Below are 18,104 nucleotides of genomic sequence, written 5' to 3'. Positions count from 1 at the left end.
TCCTTCACAGATGGCGACGTCGATGCGCGGCTTGCCGGTCGTACTCTTCGCGGGCTTCCACCGCCGACGCACGGGTCGCGGTCTCGGCCACAGGAACATCCCACCACGCCTGCGCCGGGGGTAGGCCCGACACAGTGTCGGGTGTTCGGGTCTGTGCGTAGACACATGTGGGACGGTCCGCGGCTCGCGCCTCGGCGAGGGCTTTCCGCAGGTCACCAATGGTGTGGGCGCGGATCACGGCCATCCCGAGGGAGGCCGCGTTGGCCGCGAGGTCCACCGGCAGCGGCGCGCCGCTGTACGAACCGTCGACCGCCCGGAAGCGGTACGCGGTCCCGAACCCCTCGCCGCCCACCGCGTCCGAGAGGCCGCCGATGGAGGCGTATCCGTGGTTGTCGAGGATCACCACCTTGACCGGGATCCCCTCCTGCACGGCGGTGACGATCTCGGTCGGGTTCATCAGGTACGTCCCGTCGCCGACCAGGGCCCACACCGGGCGGCCGGGCGCGGCCAGCGCGGTGCCGATCGCGGCGGGGATCTCATAGCCCATGCAGGAGTAGCCGTATTCGACGTGGTACTGGTCGGCGGAGCGGGTCCGCCACAGCTTGTGCAGGTCTCCGGGGAGCGAGCCGGCGGCGTTGACCAGGATGTCGTCGCCGTCGACCAGGGCGTCGAGCAGCCCGAGCACCTGTGCCTGGGTCGGGACGGCGTCCTCGTCGGGAGCCGCGCAGGCCCGGTCGACCAGCCGCTCCCACGTCCTCTTCCCTTCTTTGTACGCCGCCTCGTACGCGGGGTCCACCCGGTACCCGGCGACCTCGGCCCGGAGATCTTCCAGACCCTCCCGCGCATCGCAGACCAGGGGGCGGGCCGCGAGCTTGTGGGCGTCGTACGGGTCCAGGTTGAGGCCGACGAACCGCACGTCCGGGTGGCGGAAGAGGGTCGCGGAGGCGGTGGTGAAGTCGGTGAGGCGGGTCCCGACGGCGATCACCAGGTCGGCCTCGCGGGCCAGCGCGTCGGCGGTGGCCGTGCCCGTGTGCCCGATCCCGCCCACGTCGGCGGGGTGGTCCCAGGCCAGGACGCCCTTGCCCGCCTGGGTGACGGCGACCGGGATCCCGGTGGCCTCCGCGAACTCCGCCAGCGCGGCCTGCGCCGCGCTGTGCCGGACCCCGCCGCCGGCGATGACCAGGGGCCGCGCGGAGCCCCGTACGGCCTCGGCCGCGCGCGCGAGCTCCGTACGGTCGGGCCGGGGCCGGCGCACGCCCCACACGCGCTCGGCGAAGAACTCCGCCGGCCAGTCGTACGCCTCGGCCTGCACGTCCTGCGGCAGCGCGAGGGTGACGGCGCCGGTCTGGACGGGGTCGGTCAGGACCCGCACGGCCTGCAGGGCGGCGGGGACCAGGGCTTCGGGGCGGGTGATCCGGTCGAAGTACCGGGAGACGGGGCGCAGGGTGTCGTTGACGGAGACGTCCCCCGCGTGGGGGACCTCGAGCTGCTGGAGCACGGGGTCGGCGGGCCGGGTGGCGAAGGCGTCCCCGGGCAGCAGGAGCACCGGGATCCGGTTGACGGTGGCGAGGGCGGCCCCGGTGACGAGGTTGGTGGCCCCGGGCCCGATGGAGGTGGTCACGGCGTGGGCGGACAGCCGCCCGCTCTGCCGCGCGTACCCGACGGCGGCGTGCACCATGGCCTGCTCGTTGCGCCCTTGCAGGAACGGCATCTCCTCGCGGCCGGTCTCCAGCAGGGCCTGCCCGATCCCGGCGACGTTCCCGTGCCCGAAGATCCCCCAGGTGGCGGCGATGAGCCGCTGCCGGTGTCCGTCGCGCTCGGTGTACTGGCGGGCGAGGAAGCGGACGAGGGCCTGCGCGACGGTGAGCCGGACGGGCGGCGTCATACGGGGTCCTCCGCGCGGTAGAAGGGCAGCCGGGGGTCGGTGTCCCGGCCGGCCCAGGTGGAGCGGATCCAGCCGTGGTCGGGGTGGTCGCTGATGAGCCACTCCCGCGTCCGGCCGGGCCCTGCCATGACGTTGAGGTAGTACATGTCGTGTCCGGGCGCGGCGATGGACGGGCCGTGCCAGCCGTCCGGGATGAGCACGGTGTCCCCGGTCCTCACCTCGGTGAGGATGTCGGTCTTCCCGGCCGGGGACGGGCTGACACGCTGGTAGCCGAGTCCGGGCGTGTTCCCGTGGGCGCGGATCTCGTAGAAGTAGATCTCCTCCAGCCGGGACTCCTCGCCGGGGCGGTGCTCGTCGTGCTTGTGCGGCGGGTAGGAGGACCAGTTCCCGCCGGGGGTGAGCACCTCGACGGCGATGAGCCGGTCGCAGGGGAAGGCGTCGGCGGCGGCGAAGTTGTTGACCTGGCGGGAGCACTGGCCGGCGCCGCGCAGTTCCACCGGGATCCGGTGGGCGGGCCCGTACCGGGCGGGGAGGACCTCGTCGCACCGTGCGCCCGCGAGCGCGAAGCGGCCGCCGGCGGCCGACCGGATCTCGGCGCGGCCGTCCCGGGGGAGGTAGGCGAAGTCGGTGACTCCGTCGAACACCCCGGTCCGCCCGCGCAGTTCGAAGACCTGCGGTCCGCTCCCGGTTCCGGGAAGGGGCGGGGTGGGGAAAGCCGCCCGCAGGGCCCGGCCCGCGCCCCCGCACCCGCCGGGCCGTATCGTGGACCCGCACGAGAACCCGCACGTCAGCACCACGCGGCGCACCGCACCACCCCGCCGCACCACCCCGCCGCTCCAGTGCCGCAGCGGCAAGACAGCACGACGACCGCTGCATCAGGAGCCGCACCGCCATGGCTGAACACCCCGCGTACCCCGTCGGCCTGAGACTCGCGGGCCGCCGCGTCGTCGTCGTCGGCGGCGGCCAGGTCGCCCAGCGGCGCCTGCCCGCGCTCATCGCGGCCGGCGCCGACATCGTCTTGATCTCGCCCTCCGCGACCCCCTCCGTGGACGCCATGGCGGAGACCGGCGAGATCCGCTGGGAACGCCGCCGCTACCAGGACGGCGACCTCACCGACGCCTGGTACGCGCTGATCGCCACCCGCGACAAGGCCGCCAACGACGCCGCGTCGGCCGAAGCGGAGCGGGCCCGCGTCTGGTGCGTCCGCGCCGACGACGCCGAAGCGGCCACCGCCTGGACCCCGGCCACCGGCCGCGTCGAGGGCGTCACCGTCGCCGTGCTGACGGGCAACGACCCGCGCCGCTCCGCCGCCGTACGGGACGCGGTCGTCGAGGGCCTGCGCGACGGAAGCCTCGCCGCTCCCGGCCGCCGCCACCACACCCCCGGTGTCTCCCTCGTCGGCGGGGGTCCCGGCGACCCCGACCTGATCACGGTCCGCGGACGGCGCCTCCTCGCCGAGGCCGATGTCGTCATCGCCGACCGCCTCGGCCCCCGCGACCTCCTCGACGAGCTCCCGCCGCACGTCGAGGTCATCGACGCCGCGAAGATCCCGTACGGCCGCTTCATGGCCCAGGAGGCCATCAACAACGCCCTCATCGAGCACGCCAGGGCCGGCAAGGCCGTCGTCCGGCTCAAGGGCGGCGACCCGTACGTCTTCGGCCGCGGCATGGAGGAGCTCCAGGCCCTCGCCGAGGCGGGCATCTCCTGCACCGTCGTCCCCGGCATCTCCAGCTCCATCTCGGTGCCCGGCGCGGCCGGCATCCCGGTCACGCACCGGGGCGTCGCGCACGAGTTCACCGTGGTCAGCGGCCACGTCGGCCCCGACGACCCGCGCTCCCTGGTGGACTGGGCCTCCCTCGCCAAGCTCACCGGCACCCTGGTCATCCTCATGGGCGTCGACAAGATCGGCCTGATCGCCGAGGCGCTGGTCCGCCACGGCCGCCCCGCCGACACCGCCGTCGCCGTCATCCAGGAGGGCACCACCGCCGCCCAGCGCCGGGTGGACGCCACCTTGGCCACGGTCGGCGAGACCGTCAGGGCCCAGGAGGTGCGGCCCCCGGCCGTCATCGTCATCGGCGACGTGGTGAACGTGCACCGGCCGGCCTAGCGCCCGGCCGTCAGGCCGCCAGGACAACCCCGCAGCGGAGCCGTTGGCACCGCACCCAGGACAAGGCAGTATCACCCTGTGGCTGATCTCATCACCGTCGAGGACCCCGACGACCCGCGCCTGCGCGACTACACGGGCCTGACCGACGTCGAACTGCGGCGCAGGCGCGAGCCCGCGGAAGGTCTCTTCATCGCCGAGGGCGAGAAGGTGATCAGACGTGCCAAGGACGCCGGGTACGAGATGCGCTCGATGCTGCTCTCCGCCAAGTGGGTCGACGTCATGCGCGACGTCATCGACGAGCTCCCGGCCCCGGTCTACGCCGTCAGCCCGGAGCTCGCCGAGCGCGTCACCGGCTACCACGTGCACCGCGGCGCCCTCGCCTCGATGCAGCGCAAGCCGCTGCCCACGGCCGAGGAACTCCTCGCCACCACCCGGCGCGTGGTCATCATGGAAGCGGTGAACGACCACACCAACATCGGCGCCATCTTCCGCAGCGCGGCCGCCCTCGGGATGGACGCGGTGCTGCTCTCGCCCGACTGCGCGGACCCGCTGTACCGGCGCTCCGTCAAGGTCTCCATGGGCGCGGTGTTCTCCGTCCCCTACGCCCGCCTGGAAGCCTGGCCCAAGAGCCTGGACTCGGTCCGCGAGGCCGGCTTCAAGCTGCTCGCCCTCACCCCGCACCAGAAGGCCTCGCCGATCGACGTGGCCGCCCCGCAGACGCTGGACCGGGTCGCCCTGATGCTGGGCGCGGAGGGGGACGGGCTCTCCACGCAGGCGCTGGTCGCCGCCGACGAATGGGTGCGGATCCCCATGGCGCACGGAGTGGACTCGCTGAACGTGGGCGCGGCCGCGGCCGTCGCCTTCTACGCGGTGGCGAGCGGCCGCCCGTAGGAAGTCCCGGGGACGGGCCCGCGCGGCCCCGGGCCTCGGCTCCGGCTCGGGCCTCGGCTCCCGGTTCCGGCCTCGGCTAGAGCTTCTGGGCGAGCGCGATGCCCAGCGCCACCAGCAGCGTCACCACGACGAAGACGATCAGGCGCTGGCGCATCAGCTTCGGGTCCGGCCGCGACGGCCGCCGTCCCGTCCCCGTCGTACGGGGCGCCGGACGTCCGCCCGTGCGCCCGGCGGTGGACCCGGGTCCCCGCGAGCCGGTGCCCCGCGGCGACGAGGGCCGCGAGTGCGGCCCGCTGTGCGGCCCCTGGGCCGATCCCTGTCCTTGGCCCTGCCCCTGGCCTTGACCCTGACCGTGGCCGCCCGTTCCCGGCCCCTGGAGCCTGGACACCGGGGTGCCGTCGGTACGGCGCTCCGCGCGCTCCTCGGCGTACCCCTCGGCGAGCCGCCCCGTGGGCCGCTCCGTCCGCGCCCGCTGTGCCGGCGGCCGGCTGTCGCCCAGCCCGTGCGCCTCGCGGGCCGCGATCTCCTTGAGCCGCATCGACAGCTGGAGCGTGCTCGGCCGCTCCTCGGGGTCCTTGGCCAGGCAGGCCCGCACGAGGGGGGCCAGCGCGTCCGGGACACCCTGGAGGTGCGGCTCCTCGTGCACCACCCGGTACAGCATGACCTCGGAACTGCCGTGCCCGAAGGGCGAGTCGGCGGTGGCCGCGTAGGCGAGGGTGGCGCCGAGCGAGAAGACGTCCGTCGCGGGGGTGACGGCGGCGCCGCGCACCTGCTCGGGTGCCAGGAACCCGGGGGAGCCGACGGCGGTCCCCACGTGCGTGAGGGTGCTCGCGCCGGTGGCCCAGGCGATCCCGAAGTCGATGATGCGCGGGCCCTTGGGCGACAGCAGGATGTTCGAGGGCTTCAGGTCGCGGTGGACGACCCCGGCCTCGTGGACGGCGACCAGGCCCTCGGCGAGCGCCGCGCCGATGGAGGCGATCTGCGAGGCCGTGAGCGGGCCCTCCTCGGCCACCTTGTCGTGCAGGGAGGGGCCGGGCACGTACTGCGTGGCGAACCAGGGGCGCTCGGCCTCCAGGTCCGCGGCGACCAGGCGCGCGGTGCACCCGCCGCGGATCCGCCGGGCGGCGGAGACCTCGCGGGCGAAGCGCGAGCGGAACTCCTGGTCCTCGGCGAGGTCCGGCCGGATCACCTTGAGCGCGACGCGCTGGCCGCGCCGGTCGGATCCGAGGTAGACGACGCCCATGCCGCCGGCGCCGAGGCGCCGGTGCAGCCTGAACGAGCCGACGACACGCGGGTCCTCGCGCCGGAGCCGCATCATCGCCATGTCCACCCCGCTGACCGGTCGTCCTGTTGACGTGGCACAGCTTACGGACCATCCGGCATGCGCGCTCAGAGGCCGCGCCCTCGCCGGGAGATTCGATTGTCAGTACGGGGCAGTCCACTTGAGGGACCCTCAGGCCACCGGTCGGACGCGTGTGCGGTAGCGGGGTCCGATCCCAAAGAGCCGTCGGTCCAAGGGAATTGGGATGCCGGACCGTCCGTCCGGGACGGGCTCCCCGCCGTGCGGTCCGGCCAGGTCCGGTTGATCTTGGGACTGCCTGGTCGCCGACCATACGTGCACGGACGGTGACGGAAGTGAGCGAAGTCACCACCCTCCGGTCATCCCCTCCGGGATGACCCTCAGAGCGGGGGGCCGGTCTCCACCCAGGGGAGTACGCGCGAGGTGGCCCCGTCATCCTCCCGGAGGCCCGGCAATGGGTACGAGGGCATGAGGCCAGGGCCCTTTCCCGCGCCTAGTGTTGAAGACAAGCGGCGGGTGGAGCACTCGTCCCCCGAGGTCACAAGCCCGCCGCTGCCAAACGACAGGGAGAGGACCATGGCGGACATCGCACGGCAGGGACGCAAGGCATTCGCGTTCAACGGCCATGAGTCCGGCCACCGCCACCCGTTGGTGGCGGCGGCGATGGTGCTCCCCCTGGCCGCCCTCCTGCTCTTCCTCTTCGGAGGCTTCGACCAGGTGGTGGCACAGGCGTCGTCCGTGAGCGTGATGCTGGGGCGCTGAGCGGCGCCCCGGGTCCAGGAGAGCGGCCTGGACCGGGGCTGTCACCGGCCGAACCCCGTGGGGACGGGGGCGCGGCCAACGGACGGCAGGAGAAGGGTGTTGCCCGTACGACTGGGGAGTCGGACGGGCAGCACCCTTTTTCATGCCCCGGCGCCTCCGGTCCGACTCCGGTCCGTCGCCGGTCCGCCCCGGGTCCGCTGCGTGCGCTTGGCGGGCGCTGCGTACCCTCGTCCGGAGGACCACCCGATCGGGGTGTCACGGTGCGGGGAGGTCACGATCGACGGCGAGCGCATCGACACCGGGTACGCCGCCCTCGCCGCGTACGCGGGCGCGACGCGGTACGAGGTCCTCGCCGACCGGGACGACGGCACGGTCGTCCGCTGCGGGGACACCGTGGCCAAGGCGCACGCGGGGGACAGTGACCCCGACGCCCTGGCCGTACGGATCCGGATCGCCGGGGACGCCGCGCTGGCCGGGGTCCTGCTGACCCCGCTGCGCGCCGGGCTCGGCCGGGTCGAGGACCGGGCCGTCTCGCTGTGGCCCTACGGTGCTCCGGTCGCCCCGGACCGTCCCGAGGACGCGCCCTGGGAGGCGGCCGCCGAGCTCGTGGCGGGCCTCCACCGGACCCCGCTCCACCGGCTCCCGGCCCCGGTCCCCCCGATGCGCGGCCCCGCCAAGCTGGCCCGCGCGCTGCGCCGCCTCGCCGCGGCCCACCCGCCAGCGGCCCCCGCCACCGCGGACACCGACGCCAGTACCGACGCCAGCACCGACACGGATGCCCGTGCGATGGCACGGTTCGTGCGGTCCGCCGCGGCGACGCTCCCCGGATGGGCCCGGGGCGAAGGGGCGCAGCCGCCCGGCGGGTCGCTGTGCCACGGGGACCTGCACCTGGGCCAGCTGGTCCGTGGCCCGGCGGGGCGGTGGCGGCTGATCGACATCGACGACCTCGGGGTCGGCGCGCCCGCCTGGGACCTCGCCCGGCCCGCGGCCTGGTACGCCGCCGGACTGCTCGACACGGAGACCTGGCTGCGCTTCCTCGACGCCTACCGCGCCGCCGACGGCCCCGCCGCGGGACCGCCCGGCTGCGACCCCTGGCCGGAACTCGACGTCGCTGCCCGCGCACTCACCGTCCAGACGGCGGCGCTGGCCCTGGCCAAGGCGGCCGGCGAGGGACGCCGACTGGACGACGGGGAGCGGCTGATGGTGGACGCCTGTGCCCGAATTGCCTCCCTCCCGACCGACTTGGAGCCGGGGGCTCCGTCGTAGGGTGAGCCCCACGCCACCGGGTAGGCATCCGGTGTCGACGCAGACGGCGAGGAGTTGATCCGGTCATGCAGTGTCCGAAGTGTCACGCGATGATGCACACGTACAACCGCAACGGTGTCCAGATAGAGCAGTGCAGCGGCTGCCGCGGCATCTTCCTCGACTACGGCGAACTCGAGGCGCTGACCCGCCTGGAGTCCCAGTACACCTCCCAGTACGGCCAGGTCCCGCCGCCCGCGGCGCCGCCGGCCCCGGCGCCCTACCCGGCGCAGCACGCCGCGCCCGCGCCCGCCTGGGGCGCCCCGCAGCACGGCGGCTACGGCCACGGTCACGGCCACCGCAAGGGCGGCTTCGGCCGGATGCTCTTCTCGTCCTGACGGTGCGCGGTGGGCGGGTCGGCACGGCCCGGCCCCCGCGTCCCCCTCCGGTCCGCACGCGCGCGGTCCGCACACACCGCACACGCGAAAGCCCCGGCCGTCGAGACGGCCGGGGCTTTCGATGCGAGTGCGCGATACTGGGATTGAACCAGTGACCTCTTCCGTGTCAGGGAAGCGCTCTCCCGCTGAGCTAATCGCGCGGGACCACCAGCACGGTGCGAACACCGCGGCGGCAAGGGCAAGCGTACTGCGTGCGCGATACTGGGATTGAACCAGTGACCTCTTCCGTGTCAGGGAAGCGCTCTCCCGCTGAGCTAATCGCGCGGGGATCCTTGCGGACCAGTGGACGATACTGGGATTGAACCAGTGACCTCTTCCGTGTCAGGGAAGCGCTCTCCCGCTGAGCTAATCGTCCTTGGAGGTGGAGACGGGATTTGAACCCGTGTAGACGGCTTTGCAGGCCGTTGCCTCGCCTCTCGGCCACTCCACCATGGAGCGAGCGGGGGTCTTCGGGAAGATGATCCCCCACCACAGAGCGGACGACGAGACTCGAACTCGCGACATCCACCTTGGCAAGGTGGTGCTCTACCAACTGAGCTACGTCCGCAGGTCACCGTGTTCGCTCGGGGGTTTTCCCCCTTCGCTCCCTGGCGACGAGTTGAACTCTAGCGGATTCCGGGGCCAGCTCAAAAACGCGTTTCCGCAGCGTGCTGCCGCTCGATCACCGCCGGTCACCCGGCGGACGCCTCACCGGCGCCCGCGCGTCACCGGTCATAGACTCGCAGCCGTGCACGACCTGCCTCCCCTCGCCCGCTTCGGCGGCCTGCTCGCGACCGATCTTCGAGATGTCACCAGTGATCCCGCCGCCCTCGACTCCACCGGGTTCTGGGCGGTGACCGCCGACTTCGAGGGTCGGCTCGTCTGCGCGCGCTTCGGGGACGTACGTCCCGCCCCGGTGCCCGCGCCCGTCCCCGGCGCCTGGCGCGGCCCCGACGCCGACCAGTGGACCTCCTCGCTCGACCGCGCCGCGTACGTCGCGGGCGTACGCCGCATCCGCGAGCACATCGAGGCGGGCGAGGTCTACCAGGCCAACCTCTGCCGCGTGATGTCCGCGACGCTGCCCGATCCGGCGGGAGCCGATGTCGACGCCCTGACGTCGCTGCTCGCGCGCGGCAACCCGGCCCCCTATGCAGGAACGATTCGGCTTCCGGCCCACGGGGTCGAGATCGCCACCGCGTCCCCCGAGCTGTTCCTGCGCCGCAGGGGCCGGCACGTCGAGTCCGGCCCGATCAAGGGCACCGGACGCACCGCCGCCGACCTGCTGCCCAAGGACCACGCCGAGAACGTGATGATCGTGGACCTCGTGCGCAACGACCTCGGCCGGGTCTGCGCCACCGGCTCCGTCACCGTGCCCGAACTGTGCGCGCTCGAAGAGCACCCGGGCCTCGTCCACCTCGTCTCCACCGTCGCGGGCGAACTCGCCGACGGCGCCGGCTGGCCCCAGCTCTTCGCCGCGGCCTTCCCGCCCGGCTCCGTCACCGGCGCACCCAAGTCCTCCGCCCTGCGCATCATCGAGGCCCTGGAGACCGCCCCGCGCGGCCCCTACTGCGGCGGCATCGGCTGGGTGGACGCCGACCAGGGCACCGCCGAGCTCGCCGTCGGCATCCGGACCTTCTGGATCGACCGCGAAACCCCCGGCGGCCCCCGGCTGCTCTTCGGCACCGGCGCCGGGATCACCTGGGGCTCCGACCCCGACCGCGAGTGGGCGGAGACCGAGCTGAAGGCCGCCCGCCTGCTGCGGGTAGCGTCAGGAGCCGAAGCGAACGCGCACGAGGCGGACGCGAAGCGAAGCGGGAGGACCGTGCGGTGAGGATCTGGCTCGACGGAGAACTGCGGGACGCCGACGACGCGAAGGTGTCCGTGTTCGATCACGGTCTCACCGTCGGCGACGGGGTCTTCGAGACGCTCAAGGCGGAGCACGGCAAGACCTTCGCGCTCACCCGCCACCTGGAGCGGCTGACCCGCTCCGCCCGCGGGCTCGGCCTGCCCGACCCCGACCTGGACGAGGTCCGCCGCGCCTGCGCGGCCGTGCTGGCCGCCCACCCGCTCCCGCTCGCCCGGCTGCGCGTCACCTACACCGGGGGCGTCTCCCCGCTCGGCTCCGACCGCGGCGAGGCCGGCCCCACGCTGATCGTCGCCCTCGCGGAGACCGTCCGCCGCCCGGACACCACCGCCGTCGTCACCGTGCCGTGGGTGCGCAACGAGCGCTCGGCCGTGGCCGGCCTGAAGACCACCTCGTACGCCGAGAACGTCGTCGCGCTCGCCGCCGCCCACCGCGCCGGCGCCTCCGAGGCCCTCTTCGCCAACACCGTCGGGCGGCTCTGCGAGGGCACCGGCTCCAACGTGTTCGTCGTCCTCGACGGACAGCTGCACACCCCGCCCGTCGCCTCCGGCTGCCTGGGCGGCATCACCCGCGCCCTCGTCGCCGAGTGGGCCGGGGCCAAGGAGACCGACCTGCCCTTCGAGGCGCTGGAGCAGGCCGAGGAGGTCTTCCTGACCTCCTCGCTGCGCGACGTCCAGGCCGTCGTACGGATCGACGGGCGCGAGCTGGGCACCGCCCCCGGCCCCGTCACCGCCGAGGCCATGCGGATCTTCGACGCCCGCGCCGCCGAGGACGCCGACCCCCGGTCCTGATCGGGAGGCGGTGCGAAGCCGCTGTCCTTCGGGCCGCGGGGCGGGTAGAACTCGACTGATGACCACCACCCTGCGGCCGAGCGGGCCGCTTCAGCAGAGCACCGGCGGGGCGCGCTCGCGCCCGTACGAGATCCGCGTCAACAGCAGGCGCGTCGGCGCCCTGCTGCTGGCCTGCGACACGCCCTTCGGGCCGACGGTCGCGGAGATCCGCGACCTCGTGGTCGAGGAGCCCGACCGCCGGCGCGGCCGCGCCACGGTCGCCGCGCTCGCCGCCGAGGAGGTCCTGCGCGGCTGGGGCTGCCGGCGGATCCGTGTCTCGGTCCCCGCCGGCTCGGCGGGCGGCCTGCGCATGGCCGGCTCCCTCGGGTACGCCGAGTACAGCCGCAACATGGACAAGCGGCTCCCGGCCGAGCCGCCGGCCCTGAGCGAGGGTGCGGTCGGGCGCCCGATGTCGCAGGCCGAGTTCGAGACCTGGCTCGCCGGGGCGCGGGAGGGCTACGCGCGGAACTGGATCGACCGCGGCATGTCCGAGGAGGCCGCGCGCGCGAAGTCGGTGGCCGACCACGCGTCCCTGCTGCCCCGGGGCCTGGCCACCGAGGGCGTCAGCTTCGGCGTCCTGGAGGCGGCCGGCACCCCCGTCGGCACGGTGTGGGTCGCGCCGAGCGGGGAGGGCTCGTACGTCTTCGACGTCGCCGTCGCCGAGGAGCACCGCGGCCGCGGCCACGGCCGGGACCTGATGCTCCTCGCGGAACGCACGGCCCTCGCCGCGGGCCACCGGGTGCTCGCGCTCCACGTCTTCACCGACAACACCCCGGCCATGCGGCTCTACGAGTCCCTCGGCTACCGGCCGACGAACCTCAACTACGCCAAGGACCTGATCTAGGCTTCGGCGGCCAGGAGCCGGTCGGCGATCTCCTCGATGCGGCCGCGCAGGCCCTCCTGGCTCTTGCCGCCGTCGAGGCGCTGCCCGTCGATCACGTACGTCGGGGTGCCGGTCACGCCGATCGCCTTGCCCTCGGCCTGGTCGGCGTCCACGATCAGGATGTGCCGGCCGTCGATCAGGGCGGTGTCGAACTCCTCGGCGTCCAGGCCGAGTTCGCGCGCCACATCGACGAGCACGGACTCGCCGGCCTTGGCCAGGTCCGCGGTGCGGGCCAGGACGGCCTCCACGTACGGCCAGCCCTGCCCCTGCTCGACGGCCTCCTCGGCGGCCTGGGCGGCGGCGAAGGCGTGCTTGTGCTTCTCCAGCGGGAAGTGGCGCAGGCGGATGTCCAGCCGGTCGCCGTAGCGGGCCCGCAGGGCCCGTACGTCGTCCAGAGCGCTGTGGCAGTCCGGGCACTGGAGCTCGCACCACACGTCGAGGATCACGGAATCGGTCATGCGCACAGTCTCCCAGCCCGCCGGGTGCCCACGGACCGGGACCTGGGGAGGAGCCGCGACCCGGAGATGTCCCGGAGATCCGCCCGGGGCGGGCTCCGGCCATGGCCGCGGCGACGGTCCCCGGTGCAGGATGGATGGGGACAGAACACCCGGCCCGCCGGCCGGGTCCGACCGACCGCACCGCCCTGGAGGCCCCGCATGCTCGCCGAGACCATTTGCTCCGCGGTGTCCGCGGCGGGCCTGGGCATCGCCGCACTGACCGCCTACCGCAAGCGCTTCCTCGCCGCGACCCGGATCGCGGCGTACGCGCTGGTGCCGGTCGGCCTGGTGATGACGGGCGTCGTGCAGTGGCTGTCCGGGATCGTCTTCAAGCCGACGGTCTGGGCCGGGTTCGCCGTGCTCGGGCTGGCCTGGCTGCTCTTCCTGACCACCCGCGCGATAGAGCGGCGCGGGGTCGGGGCGGGGGACCGGCCCGCGAAGGAGCCGAAGGCCGCCAAGGGGCGCCCCGACCGGGAGGCCGTCGCCCCGGAGGCGTCCGCGCCCTCCCTGGGCGGTGGTGCCCGCCGCAAGCCGGCCGAGCCGGCCGCCCCGGGCGAGGACTTCTCCGACATCGAGGCGATCCTCAAGAAGCACGGCATATGACCCGGCATATGCCATCGGCCCGGCCCGCGGGGGGGATTCGGGCCGGGAACCACCTGATCTGACGGGATCCGGGGGCCGCGCGCCGGCGGATAGGCGTGTTGAGCGCCGGACGGGGGCGCGCTGCGCCATCATCGCCCCGACATGCTCGAGACATCGCAGGGTGAGCCGTCCGTTCCCCCGCCGGCCACCGTTCCCGCCGAGGAGCCGAGAGGCTGCCTCTTCGCGCTCTCCCAGCCGCCCCTGATGATCTTCCTAGGCGTGGTCGGAGGACTGCTGCTGCTGGCCGCCCTGCACGATCTGTTCCTGCTCTGACCGCTCCTGCGCCGGACCCTGCCCCGCCGCGAGCTCCGCCTCCTGCTCCGCCCCCTGCTCCGACTTGCGCCGGGCCCGGTACGCCGCCACGTGCAGCCGGTTCCCGCAGGTACGGCTGTCGCAGTAGCGCCGGGAGCGGTTGCGGGACAGGTCCACGAAGGCCCGCCGACAGTCCGGGGCCTCGCAGCGGCGCAGCCGCTCCTGCTCGCCGGAGACCACGATGAACGCCAGCGCCATGCCGCCGTCGGCCGCCAGGTGGTCGCCCACCGAGGCGCCCGGCGCGAAGTAGTGCACGTGCCAGTCGTAGCCGTCGTGGTTGGTCAGCTGGGGGGTGGTGCCGGCCGTCGCGACCAGCTCGTTGATCAGGACCGAGGCCGCGCGCGAACTGGGCGCCGCGAAGACCTGGGCGAATTTGCCGCGTACCGTCCGCACGCCCGCGAGGTCGCGGGCGCTGAGCTCGCCGACGTCGCTGATCGCGTACTCGTGGACGAATCCGCGCAGCGCGTGCACGTCCGCCAGCCCGTCGGAGTGGGCCGGCTCGGCCGCGGTGTTCACCAGCGCGACGACGACGTCGAGCGCGCGACGGGTGTCGTGGGGGATCTGCACGGGGTCTCCCTCATGGGCCGGGCCTGCGGTGACGGGCTGCTGCCGCCGCTGGTGGCCGACTCTAGCGGGTCCCCCGAAGCGCACCGGCGCCGTCCGCGCGGGTGGCTCCCGCGTGAACAGCGCCGGTACTTCCGTATGTGGTTGTCCGTCGCACACCGTCGCCCCGAGTCGGACGGTGTCGTACGGCTCCCGGCCGGGGCCGGGAGAAGGTTGCCTCTGTAGGCCTGGCTCAGGATTCGGCCAGGATGTGGGAGAGCTCCTTGTCGAGGTCGAAGTGCCGGTGTTCGGTTCCTGGTGGAACCGCGGCGTCCGTCCGCTTGAGGAACGACTCGAGTGCTCGGGCGGGTGCTTCGAGCAGTGCTTCTCCCTCCGGTGAGCTCAGGGCGATGCAGACGACTCCCTGACCGTGGCTGCGGGACGGCCATACGCGGACGTCGCCGGTACCGGTGGGCCGGTGAAGGCCCTCAGCGAGGAGGTCGCGGGCGAATACCCATTCGACCGTCTCCTCGGCGCCGGTGTGGAAGGTGGCGTGCACGGCGTAGGGATCGGCCGTGTCATACCGCAGGCCCGCAGGAACAGGCAGTGAGGACTCGCTCGACACAACGAGGCGCAGGTGCAGCTCGCAGCTGACCGTGGTGTTCATAAGCGCCAGGGCCTTTCGCTCAGTGTGCGCTCGGGGATTCGCACGTCGGCGAAATCGACATGCCACCTACGGTGCCGTTGTAAACCCCTCTGACCGTTTTGCGGACCTCTGGGTCCCTCGGACGGCGGATCCAAACCTCCGTTCACGTGTGCTTCGCGCTCGGGTAGATTCGACCCCATGAACACGGGGAGTGACCGCGAGGCCAATGAGTCCGCATCCGAAGCCGCATCCGAAGCCGCCGCCGATTCCGCTGCCGGTTCCGCCGCCGCGGAGGAAGCGCCGCACGTCTCCAAGGCGCCGGAATTCATCAAGGCCCGCCGGGGGCTGCACCTGAGCTGGCAGGTCGGCGTCTTCGTCGTCGGCCTCGCCGTCATCGGCGCCGGAATCGCCATGCTCGTCCTGCCCGGCCCCGGCTGGGTCGCGATCTTCGCGGGCCTCGCGATCTGGGCCACGGAATTCGCCTGGGCCCACTTCGTCCTGCGCTGGACGAAGCGCAAGGTCAGCGAGGCCGCGCAGAAGGCGCTGGACCCGCGGGTCCGCCGCCGCAACATCATCCTGACCAGTGTCGGGCTCGTCATCGCGGGCGCCCTGATCGGCTTCTACCTGTGGAAGTACGGGCTCGTCCTGCCCTGGGACATCAAGGACCAGTGAGCACGCCCGGCCATGGCGAAAGGCACCGCTGACATGGGGTAATGTTTGCGGTGCGTCCGGGCGATTAGCTCAGTGGGAGAGCACTTCGTTCACACCGAAGGGGTCACTGGTTCGAACCCAGTATCGCCCACCCGGACCAGAGGCCCGGAGACTTTCACAGTCTCCGGGCCTCTGGCGTTTCCGCCCTTCCGGGCCGGGCGGGCCGGGGCTACTTCAGCCGGCCGATCGCCTCCCGCAGCCGCCGGGCGTCGCGCAGTCGCTTCTCGTACGTCGCCCCCACCGCCAGCAGCAGCAGCCCGGCCAGCGCCGGCGGCAGCCAGCGCGGCAGCGCGTCGACCACCTGGACCACGTACGGGGTCAGCTCGTGCAGCGCCACCGCCGCCAGCGCCGCCCCGCCGAGCACCAGCGGAGCCTGGAGCCGGCGCCGGGCCCCGGCCAGGGTCACCGCGAGCGCGGCGATGCCCAGCAGCAGCGGCCGCAGCCAGTGCGGGTCGCCCCACACGGCGAGGGTGCTCGGCAGCAGGGTCGCCGCCAGCCCCGGCCCGTACGCCGTCCACGACCGGGCCTCGGGATCCCGGCGCCGCCGGGCGAACCCCACCGCCAGCGCCGCCGCGGTCACCGGCAGGGTGTACGCCTCCGGCACCGTGACCCCCGACGCCGCGAGCCGCACCCAGGTCGCCGCCAGGAACAGCACCCCGGCCGGCCAGCCCGCCGCCGCGCGGCGCTCGGACCGCACCGCCGCCCCCGCGCACACCACCCCGGCCAGCGCCAGCACCAGGGCGAGCACGGGCACGTCCCCGGTCGCCAGCGCCACCGCGAGCAGCCCCGCCCCACCCGCCGCGGCCTCCGCCGGTACCCGGGCGGAGCCCAGCCGGGGCCCGAGCGCGGCCACCGCCGCCGGGACCGCCAGCACGAGGAGCGCCCACCACGCCACGGGCCGCTCCAGCAGCGCTCCCAGCGCCACCGCCAGCAGCGCCGCGTACCCGACGGCGAGCACCGCCGCCCCCGCCCGGGCCCACGCCGGGGCGGGCCTGTACGCCGCTGCGGCGGCCCAGGCCGCCCCCAGGATCCCCAGCACCGCGAAGGTGGCCAGTCGGCCGTCCAGCGCCGCCACGGACACGCTCACGGCCCCCGCCAGCGCGCACGCCCCCGCCGCGATCCCGGGACCGGCGCCGATCGACGCCGAGCGCAGCGCGAGCGCCCCCGCCGCCAGCACCACCGCGAGCTGGGCCGCGAGGACCGCTCCGGCCGGCAGGCCGAGCACCACCGGGGCCGAGAACAGCCCCGCCCAGCCCAGGGCCACCGCGGCGACCCCGGGCTCCGTACGGCCCGGCAGCATCCGGGCCAGCCACCACGCGGCCGCCGCCGTCAGCAGCAGGGCCACCACCGGAGCCGCGCCCGCGCCGCTGTCATCCGCCGGCGGGGGAGTCGTCGCCGACCACACCTGCGCCAGCACCCGCGCCCCGCCCGCCAGCAGCGCCGCCACCCACGCCAGGGCCGACACCGCCTCCAGGGCGGCCACCCCCGCACCGGCCCAGGCGAGGCCGCGCCGGACCGCGCCGGGCAGCGCGGGCACCCGCAGGGCGCCGAACAGCGCCAGCGCCAGCACCAGGTACACCACCGCGGCCCAGGACGGCCGCAGCTCCCGCGTCAGGGGACCGCCCACCGCCGCCACCGCCGCGAGGGCGCCCGCCGCGGCGAACACCGCACCCGCCCGGGCCGCGCGCCACGCCACCGCCACGCCCAGCGCGGCCGCCGCCGCCAGCAGCGCCGACGAACCCAGCGCCATGCCCGCCGATCCGGCCGCCGCCGACTCGGCCAGGCCCGTCAGCAGCGCCGCCCCGCCCAGCACGGACCCCGCCACCGCGGCCCAGGGGGTCAGACGCCCCGGCCGGCGCAGCGCGAGCCCCGCGTCCAGCGCGGCCGTCACCAGCAGCGCCCAGCCCAGGTCCAGCCCCGCCGCCCCGGCGGCCAGCGCCGCCAGCGGCAGCGGGAGCTGGGCCGTCAGCAGCGCCGCGGGCAGCGGGGTCCGCAGCCGTGCCAGCGCCAGTCCGTAGCCGGCCCACAGCGCCGCCAGTACGGCCGCGGTGCCCGCCGCGTACGCCAGGCCGTCCACCTCCGGCATGCCGACCGCGTACAGCGCGTACGCGTCCAGCACCGTCAGCAGCAGGCCGACCGCGGCCACCGCCTCGGCGGTCGAGCGCAGCCCCCGGCGCAGCAGCGCCGCGGGGGTGCCCAGCGCGGCCGCCGTCACCGCGGCCAGTACCGCCCCGCGTCCGGCGATGCCCAGCGAACCCCAGCTGACCAGCGTGAACGCCAGCGCCGCCACGGCCAGCAGCACCGCACCGAGGACCAACAGCACGTTCTGCGCGCTCGGCGCGGAGGCCTCCGCGGCCCCGTCCGGCCGCCCCGGGCGGGCCGGCTGGACGCCGCCGCCCCAGACGAAGGGGACCTGGCCGCGCAGCAGCCACTCCCGCCGGCCCAGCAAATAATGCCGCCGGGCGTCGAGTTGGAACAGTTCTCGGTCGATGAGCGCCAGCTCTTCGGCCGGCGGCAGGGGGATCTCCATGGTGGGGAGTGTGGCGCCCGTC

At 74.4% G+C, this 18,104-nt stretch carries 17 protein-coding genes, 6 tRNA genes and 1 pseudogene; 12 read left to right on the top strand and 12 right to left on the bottom strand.

Features of this window, described 5'->3' with window-relative positions; genetic code table 11:
• Window positions 1-4: 4 nt before the first annotated feature.
• Window positions 5-1,885, bottom strand: a complete 1,881-nt coding sequence (gene iolD / locus DRB96_RS09625; protein WP_112448045.1) for a 3D-(3,5/4)-trihydroxycyclohexane-1,2-dione acylhydrolase (decyclizing) — start codon at window positions 1,883-1,885, stop codon at window positions 5-7.
• Complete coding sequence (gene iolB, locus DRB96_RS09620; RefSeq protein WP_239517714.1) at window positions 1,882-2,682, bottom strand: 5-deoxy-glucuronate isomerase; 801 nt, start codon at window positions 2,680-2,682, stop codon at window positions 1,882-1,884. Before iolB ends, iolD begins: the two co-directional genes overlap by 4 nt.
• Window positions 2,683-2,777: 95 nt before the next feature.
• On the opposite strand from iolB, the gene cobA reads away from it, so the two are divergent.
• The gene (gene cobA / locus DRB96_RS09615) at window positions 2,778-3,992 is read left to right on the top strand and encodes a uroporphyrinogen-III C-methyltransferase (protein ID WP_112448043.1); all 1,215 of its coding nucleotides are present in this window, start codon (window positions 2,778-2,780) and stop codon (window positions 3,990-3,992) included.
• 78 nt (window positions 3,993-4,070) lie between these two features.
• Window positions 4,071-4,883: an RNA methyltransferase gene (locus DRB96_RS09610; RefSeq protein ID WP_112448042.1), complete on the top strand. Its 813-nt coding sequence runs from the start codon at window positions 4,071-4,073 to the stop codon at window positions 4,881-4,883.
• A 76-nt stretch (window positions 4,884-4,959) separates the two neighbouring features.
• On the opposite strand, the gene DRB96_RS09605 is transcribed toward DRB96_RS09610, so the two are convergent.
• Window positions 4,960-6,207: a serine/threonine-protein kinase gene (locus DRB96_RS09605; protein ID WP_112453310.1), complete on the bottom strand. Its 1,248-nt coding sequence runs from the start codon at window positions 6,205-6,207 to the stop codon at window positions 4,960-4,962.
• A 552-nt stretch (window positions 6,208-6,759) separates the two neighbouring features.
• Between DRB96_RS09605 and DRB96_RS09600 the strand changes: the two genes are divergently transcribed.
• The 3 genes from DRB96_RS09600 (at window position 6,760) to DRB96_RS09590 (ending at window position 8,585) form a co-directional block, all read left to right on the top strand.
• The gene (locus DRB96_RS09600; protein ID WP_112448041.1) at window positions 6,760-6,945 is read left to right on the top strand and encodes a hypothetical protein; all 186 of its coding nucleotides are present in this window, start codon (window positions 6,760-6,762) and stop codon (window positions 6,943-6,945) included.
• A 291-nt stretch (window positions 6,946-7,236) separates the two neighbouring features.
• Complete coding sequence (locus tag DRB96_RS09595; RefSeq protein WP_239516811.1) at window positions 7,237-8,211, top strand: aminoglycoside phosphotransferase family protein; 975 nt, start codon at window positions 7,237-7,239, stop codon at window positions 8,209-8,211.
• Window positions 8,212-8,276: 65 nt separating this feature from the next.
• Window positions 8,277-8,585, top strand: coding sequence for a zf-TFIIB domain-containing protein (locus DRB96_RS09590; protein ID WP_112448039.1), 309 nt, complete (start codon window positions 8,277-8,279; stop codon window positions 8,583-8,585).
• 128 nt (window positions 8,586-8,713) lie between these two features.
• On the opposite strand, the gene DRB96_RS09585 is transcribed toward DRB96_RS09590, so the two are convergent.
• The 5 genes from DRB96_RS09585 to DRB96_RS09565 form a co-directional block, all read right to left on the bottom strand.
• Window positions 8,714-8,785 (bottom strand) — tRNA-Val (locus DRB96_RS09585).
• Between the two features lie 52 nt (window positions 8,786-8,837).
• Window positions 8,838-8,909, bottom strand: a tRNA-Val gene (locus tag DRB96_RS09580).
• Window positions 8,910-8,928: 19 nt separating this feature from the next.
• Window positions 8,929-9,000 (bottom strand) — tRNA-Val (locus tag DRB96_RS09575).
• A gap of 1 nt (window position 9,001) precedes the next feature.
• Window positions 9,002-9,075, bottom strand: a tRNA-Cys gene (locus DRB96_RS09570).
• Window positions 9,076-9,119: 44 nt separating this feature from the next.
• Window positions 9,120-9,192: transfer RNA gene (locus DRB96_RS09565), tRNA-Gly, on the bottom strand.
• A gap of 180 nt (window positions 9,193-9,372) precedes the next feature.
• Here DRB96_RS09565 and DRB96_RS09560 point away from each other — a divergent pair.
• The 3 genes from DRB96_RS09560 to DRB96_RS09550 are packed head-to-tail and all read left to right on the top strand — an operon-like array spanning window position 9,373 to window position 12,162.
• Window positions 9,373-10,455 (top strand): chorismate-binding protein, encoded by a 1,083-nt coding sequence (locus tag DRB96_RS09560; protein WP_162688635.1) that lies wholly within the window; start codon window positions 9,373-9,375, stop codon window positions 10,453-10,455.
• Window positions 10,452-11,279 (top strand): aminodeoxychorismate lyase, encoded by an 828-nt coding sequence (locus DRB96_RS09555; RefSeq protein ID WP_112448037.1) that lies wholly within the window; start codon window positions 10,452-10,454, stop codon window positions 11,277-11,279. The genes DRB96_RS09560 and DRB96_RS09555 overlap by 4 nt, the downstream gene beginning before the upstream one ends.
• 58 nt (window positions 11,280-11,337) lie before the next feature.
• On the top strand, window positions 11,338-12,162 hold the full coding sequence (locus tag DRB96_RS09550) for a GNAT family N-acetyltransferase (protein WP_112448036.1): 825 nt from the start codon (window positions 11,338-11,340) through the stop codon (window positions 12,160-12,162).
• Here the strand turns inward: DRB96_RS09550 and DRB96_RS09545 are convergent.
• Window positions 12,159-12,659, bottom strand: a complete 501-nt coding sequence (locus tag DRB96_RS09545) for a DsbA family protein (RefSeq protein WP_112448035.1) — start codon at window positions 12,657-12,659, stop codon at window positions 12,159-12,161. The two genes, DRB96_RS09550 and DRB96_RS09545, sit on opposite strands and share 4 nt — an antisense overlap.
• 198 nt (window positions 12,660-12,857) lie before the next feature.
• Between DRB96_RS09545 and DRB96_RS09540 the strand changes: the two genes are divergently transcribed.
• Together DRB96_RS09540 and DRB96_RS43720 are read left to right on the top strand one after the other, a co-directional pair.
• Entirely contained in the window at window positions 12,858-13,301 is a 444-nt protein-coding gene (locus DRB96_RS09540; protein WP_112448034.1) for a hypothetical protein, read from the top strand.
• A 141-nt stretch (window positions 13,302-13,442) separates the two neighbouring features.
• Entirely contained in the window at window positions 13,443-13,613 is a 171-nt protein-coding gene (locus DRB96_RS43720; protein WP_204357683.1) for a hypothetical protein, read from the top strand.
• Window positions 13,614-13,664: 51 nt separating this feature from the next.
• Here DRB96_RS43720 and DRB96_RS09535 read toward each other — a convergent pair.
• Together DRB96_RS09535 and DRB96_RS09530 are read right to left on the bottom strand one after the other, a co-directional pair.
• A pseudogene (locus DRB96_RS09535) lies at window positions 13,665-14,219 on the bottom strand (CGNR zinc finger domain-containing protein); the annotation flags it as partial.
• A gap of 229 nt (window positions 14,220-14,448) precedes the next feature.
• On the bottom strand, window positions 14,449-14,862 hold the full coding sequence (locus tag DRB96_RS09530; RefSeq protein WP_030011909.1) for an SsgA family sporulation/cell division regulator: 414 nt from the start codon (window positions 14,860-14,862) through the stop codon (window positions 14,449-14,451).
• Window positions 14,863-15,039: 177 nt separating this feature from the next.
• Between DRB96_RS09530 and DRB96_RS09525 the strand changes: the two genes are divergently transcribed.
• Both DRB96_RS09525 and DRB96_RS09520 read left to right on the top strand, forming a co-directional pair.
• Entirely contained in the window at window positions 15,040-15,513 is a 474-nt protein-coding gene (locus DRB96_RS09525; RefSeq protein ID WP_112448032.1) for a TIGR02611 family protein, read from the top strand.
• 58 nt (window positions 15,514-15,571) lie between these two features.
• A tRNA-Val gene (locus DRB96_RS09520) sits at window positions 15,572-15,643 on the top strand.
• 78 nt (window positions 15,644-15,721) lie between these two features.
• Here DRB96_RS09520 and DRB96_RS09515 read toward each other — a convergent pair.
• Window positions 15,722-18,082, bottom strand: a complete 2,361-nt coding sequence (locus tag DRB96_RS09515; RefSeq protein ID WP_112448031.1) for a hypothetical protein — start codon at window positions 18,080-18,082, stop codon at window positions 15,722-15,724.
• Between the last annotated feature and the right edge of the window lie 22 nt (window positions 18,083-18,104).

The sequence above is a fragment of the Streptomyces sp. ICC1 genome (assembly GCF_003287935.1).
Classification (GTDB): Bacteria; Actinomycetota; Actinomycetes; order Streptomycetales; family Streptomycetaceae; genus Streptomyces; species Streptomyces tritrimontium.
The sequence above is the reverse complement of the archived record's forward strand: the minus strand, read 5'-3'. Positions and strand labels throughout refer to the sequence as shown.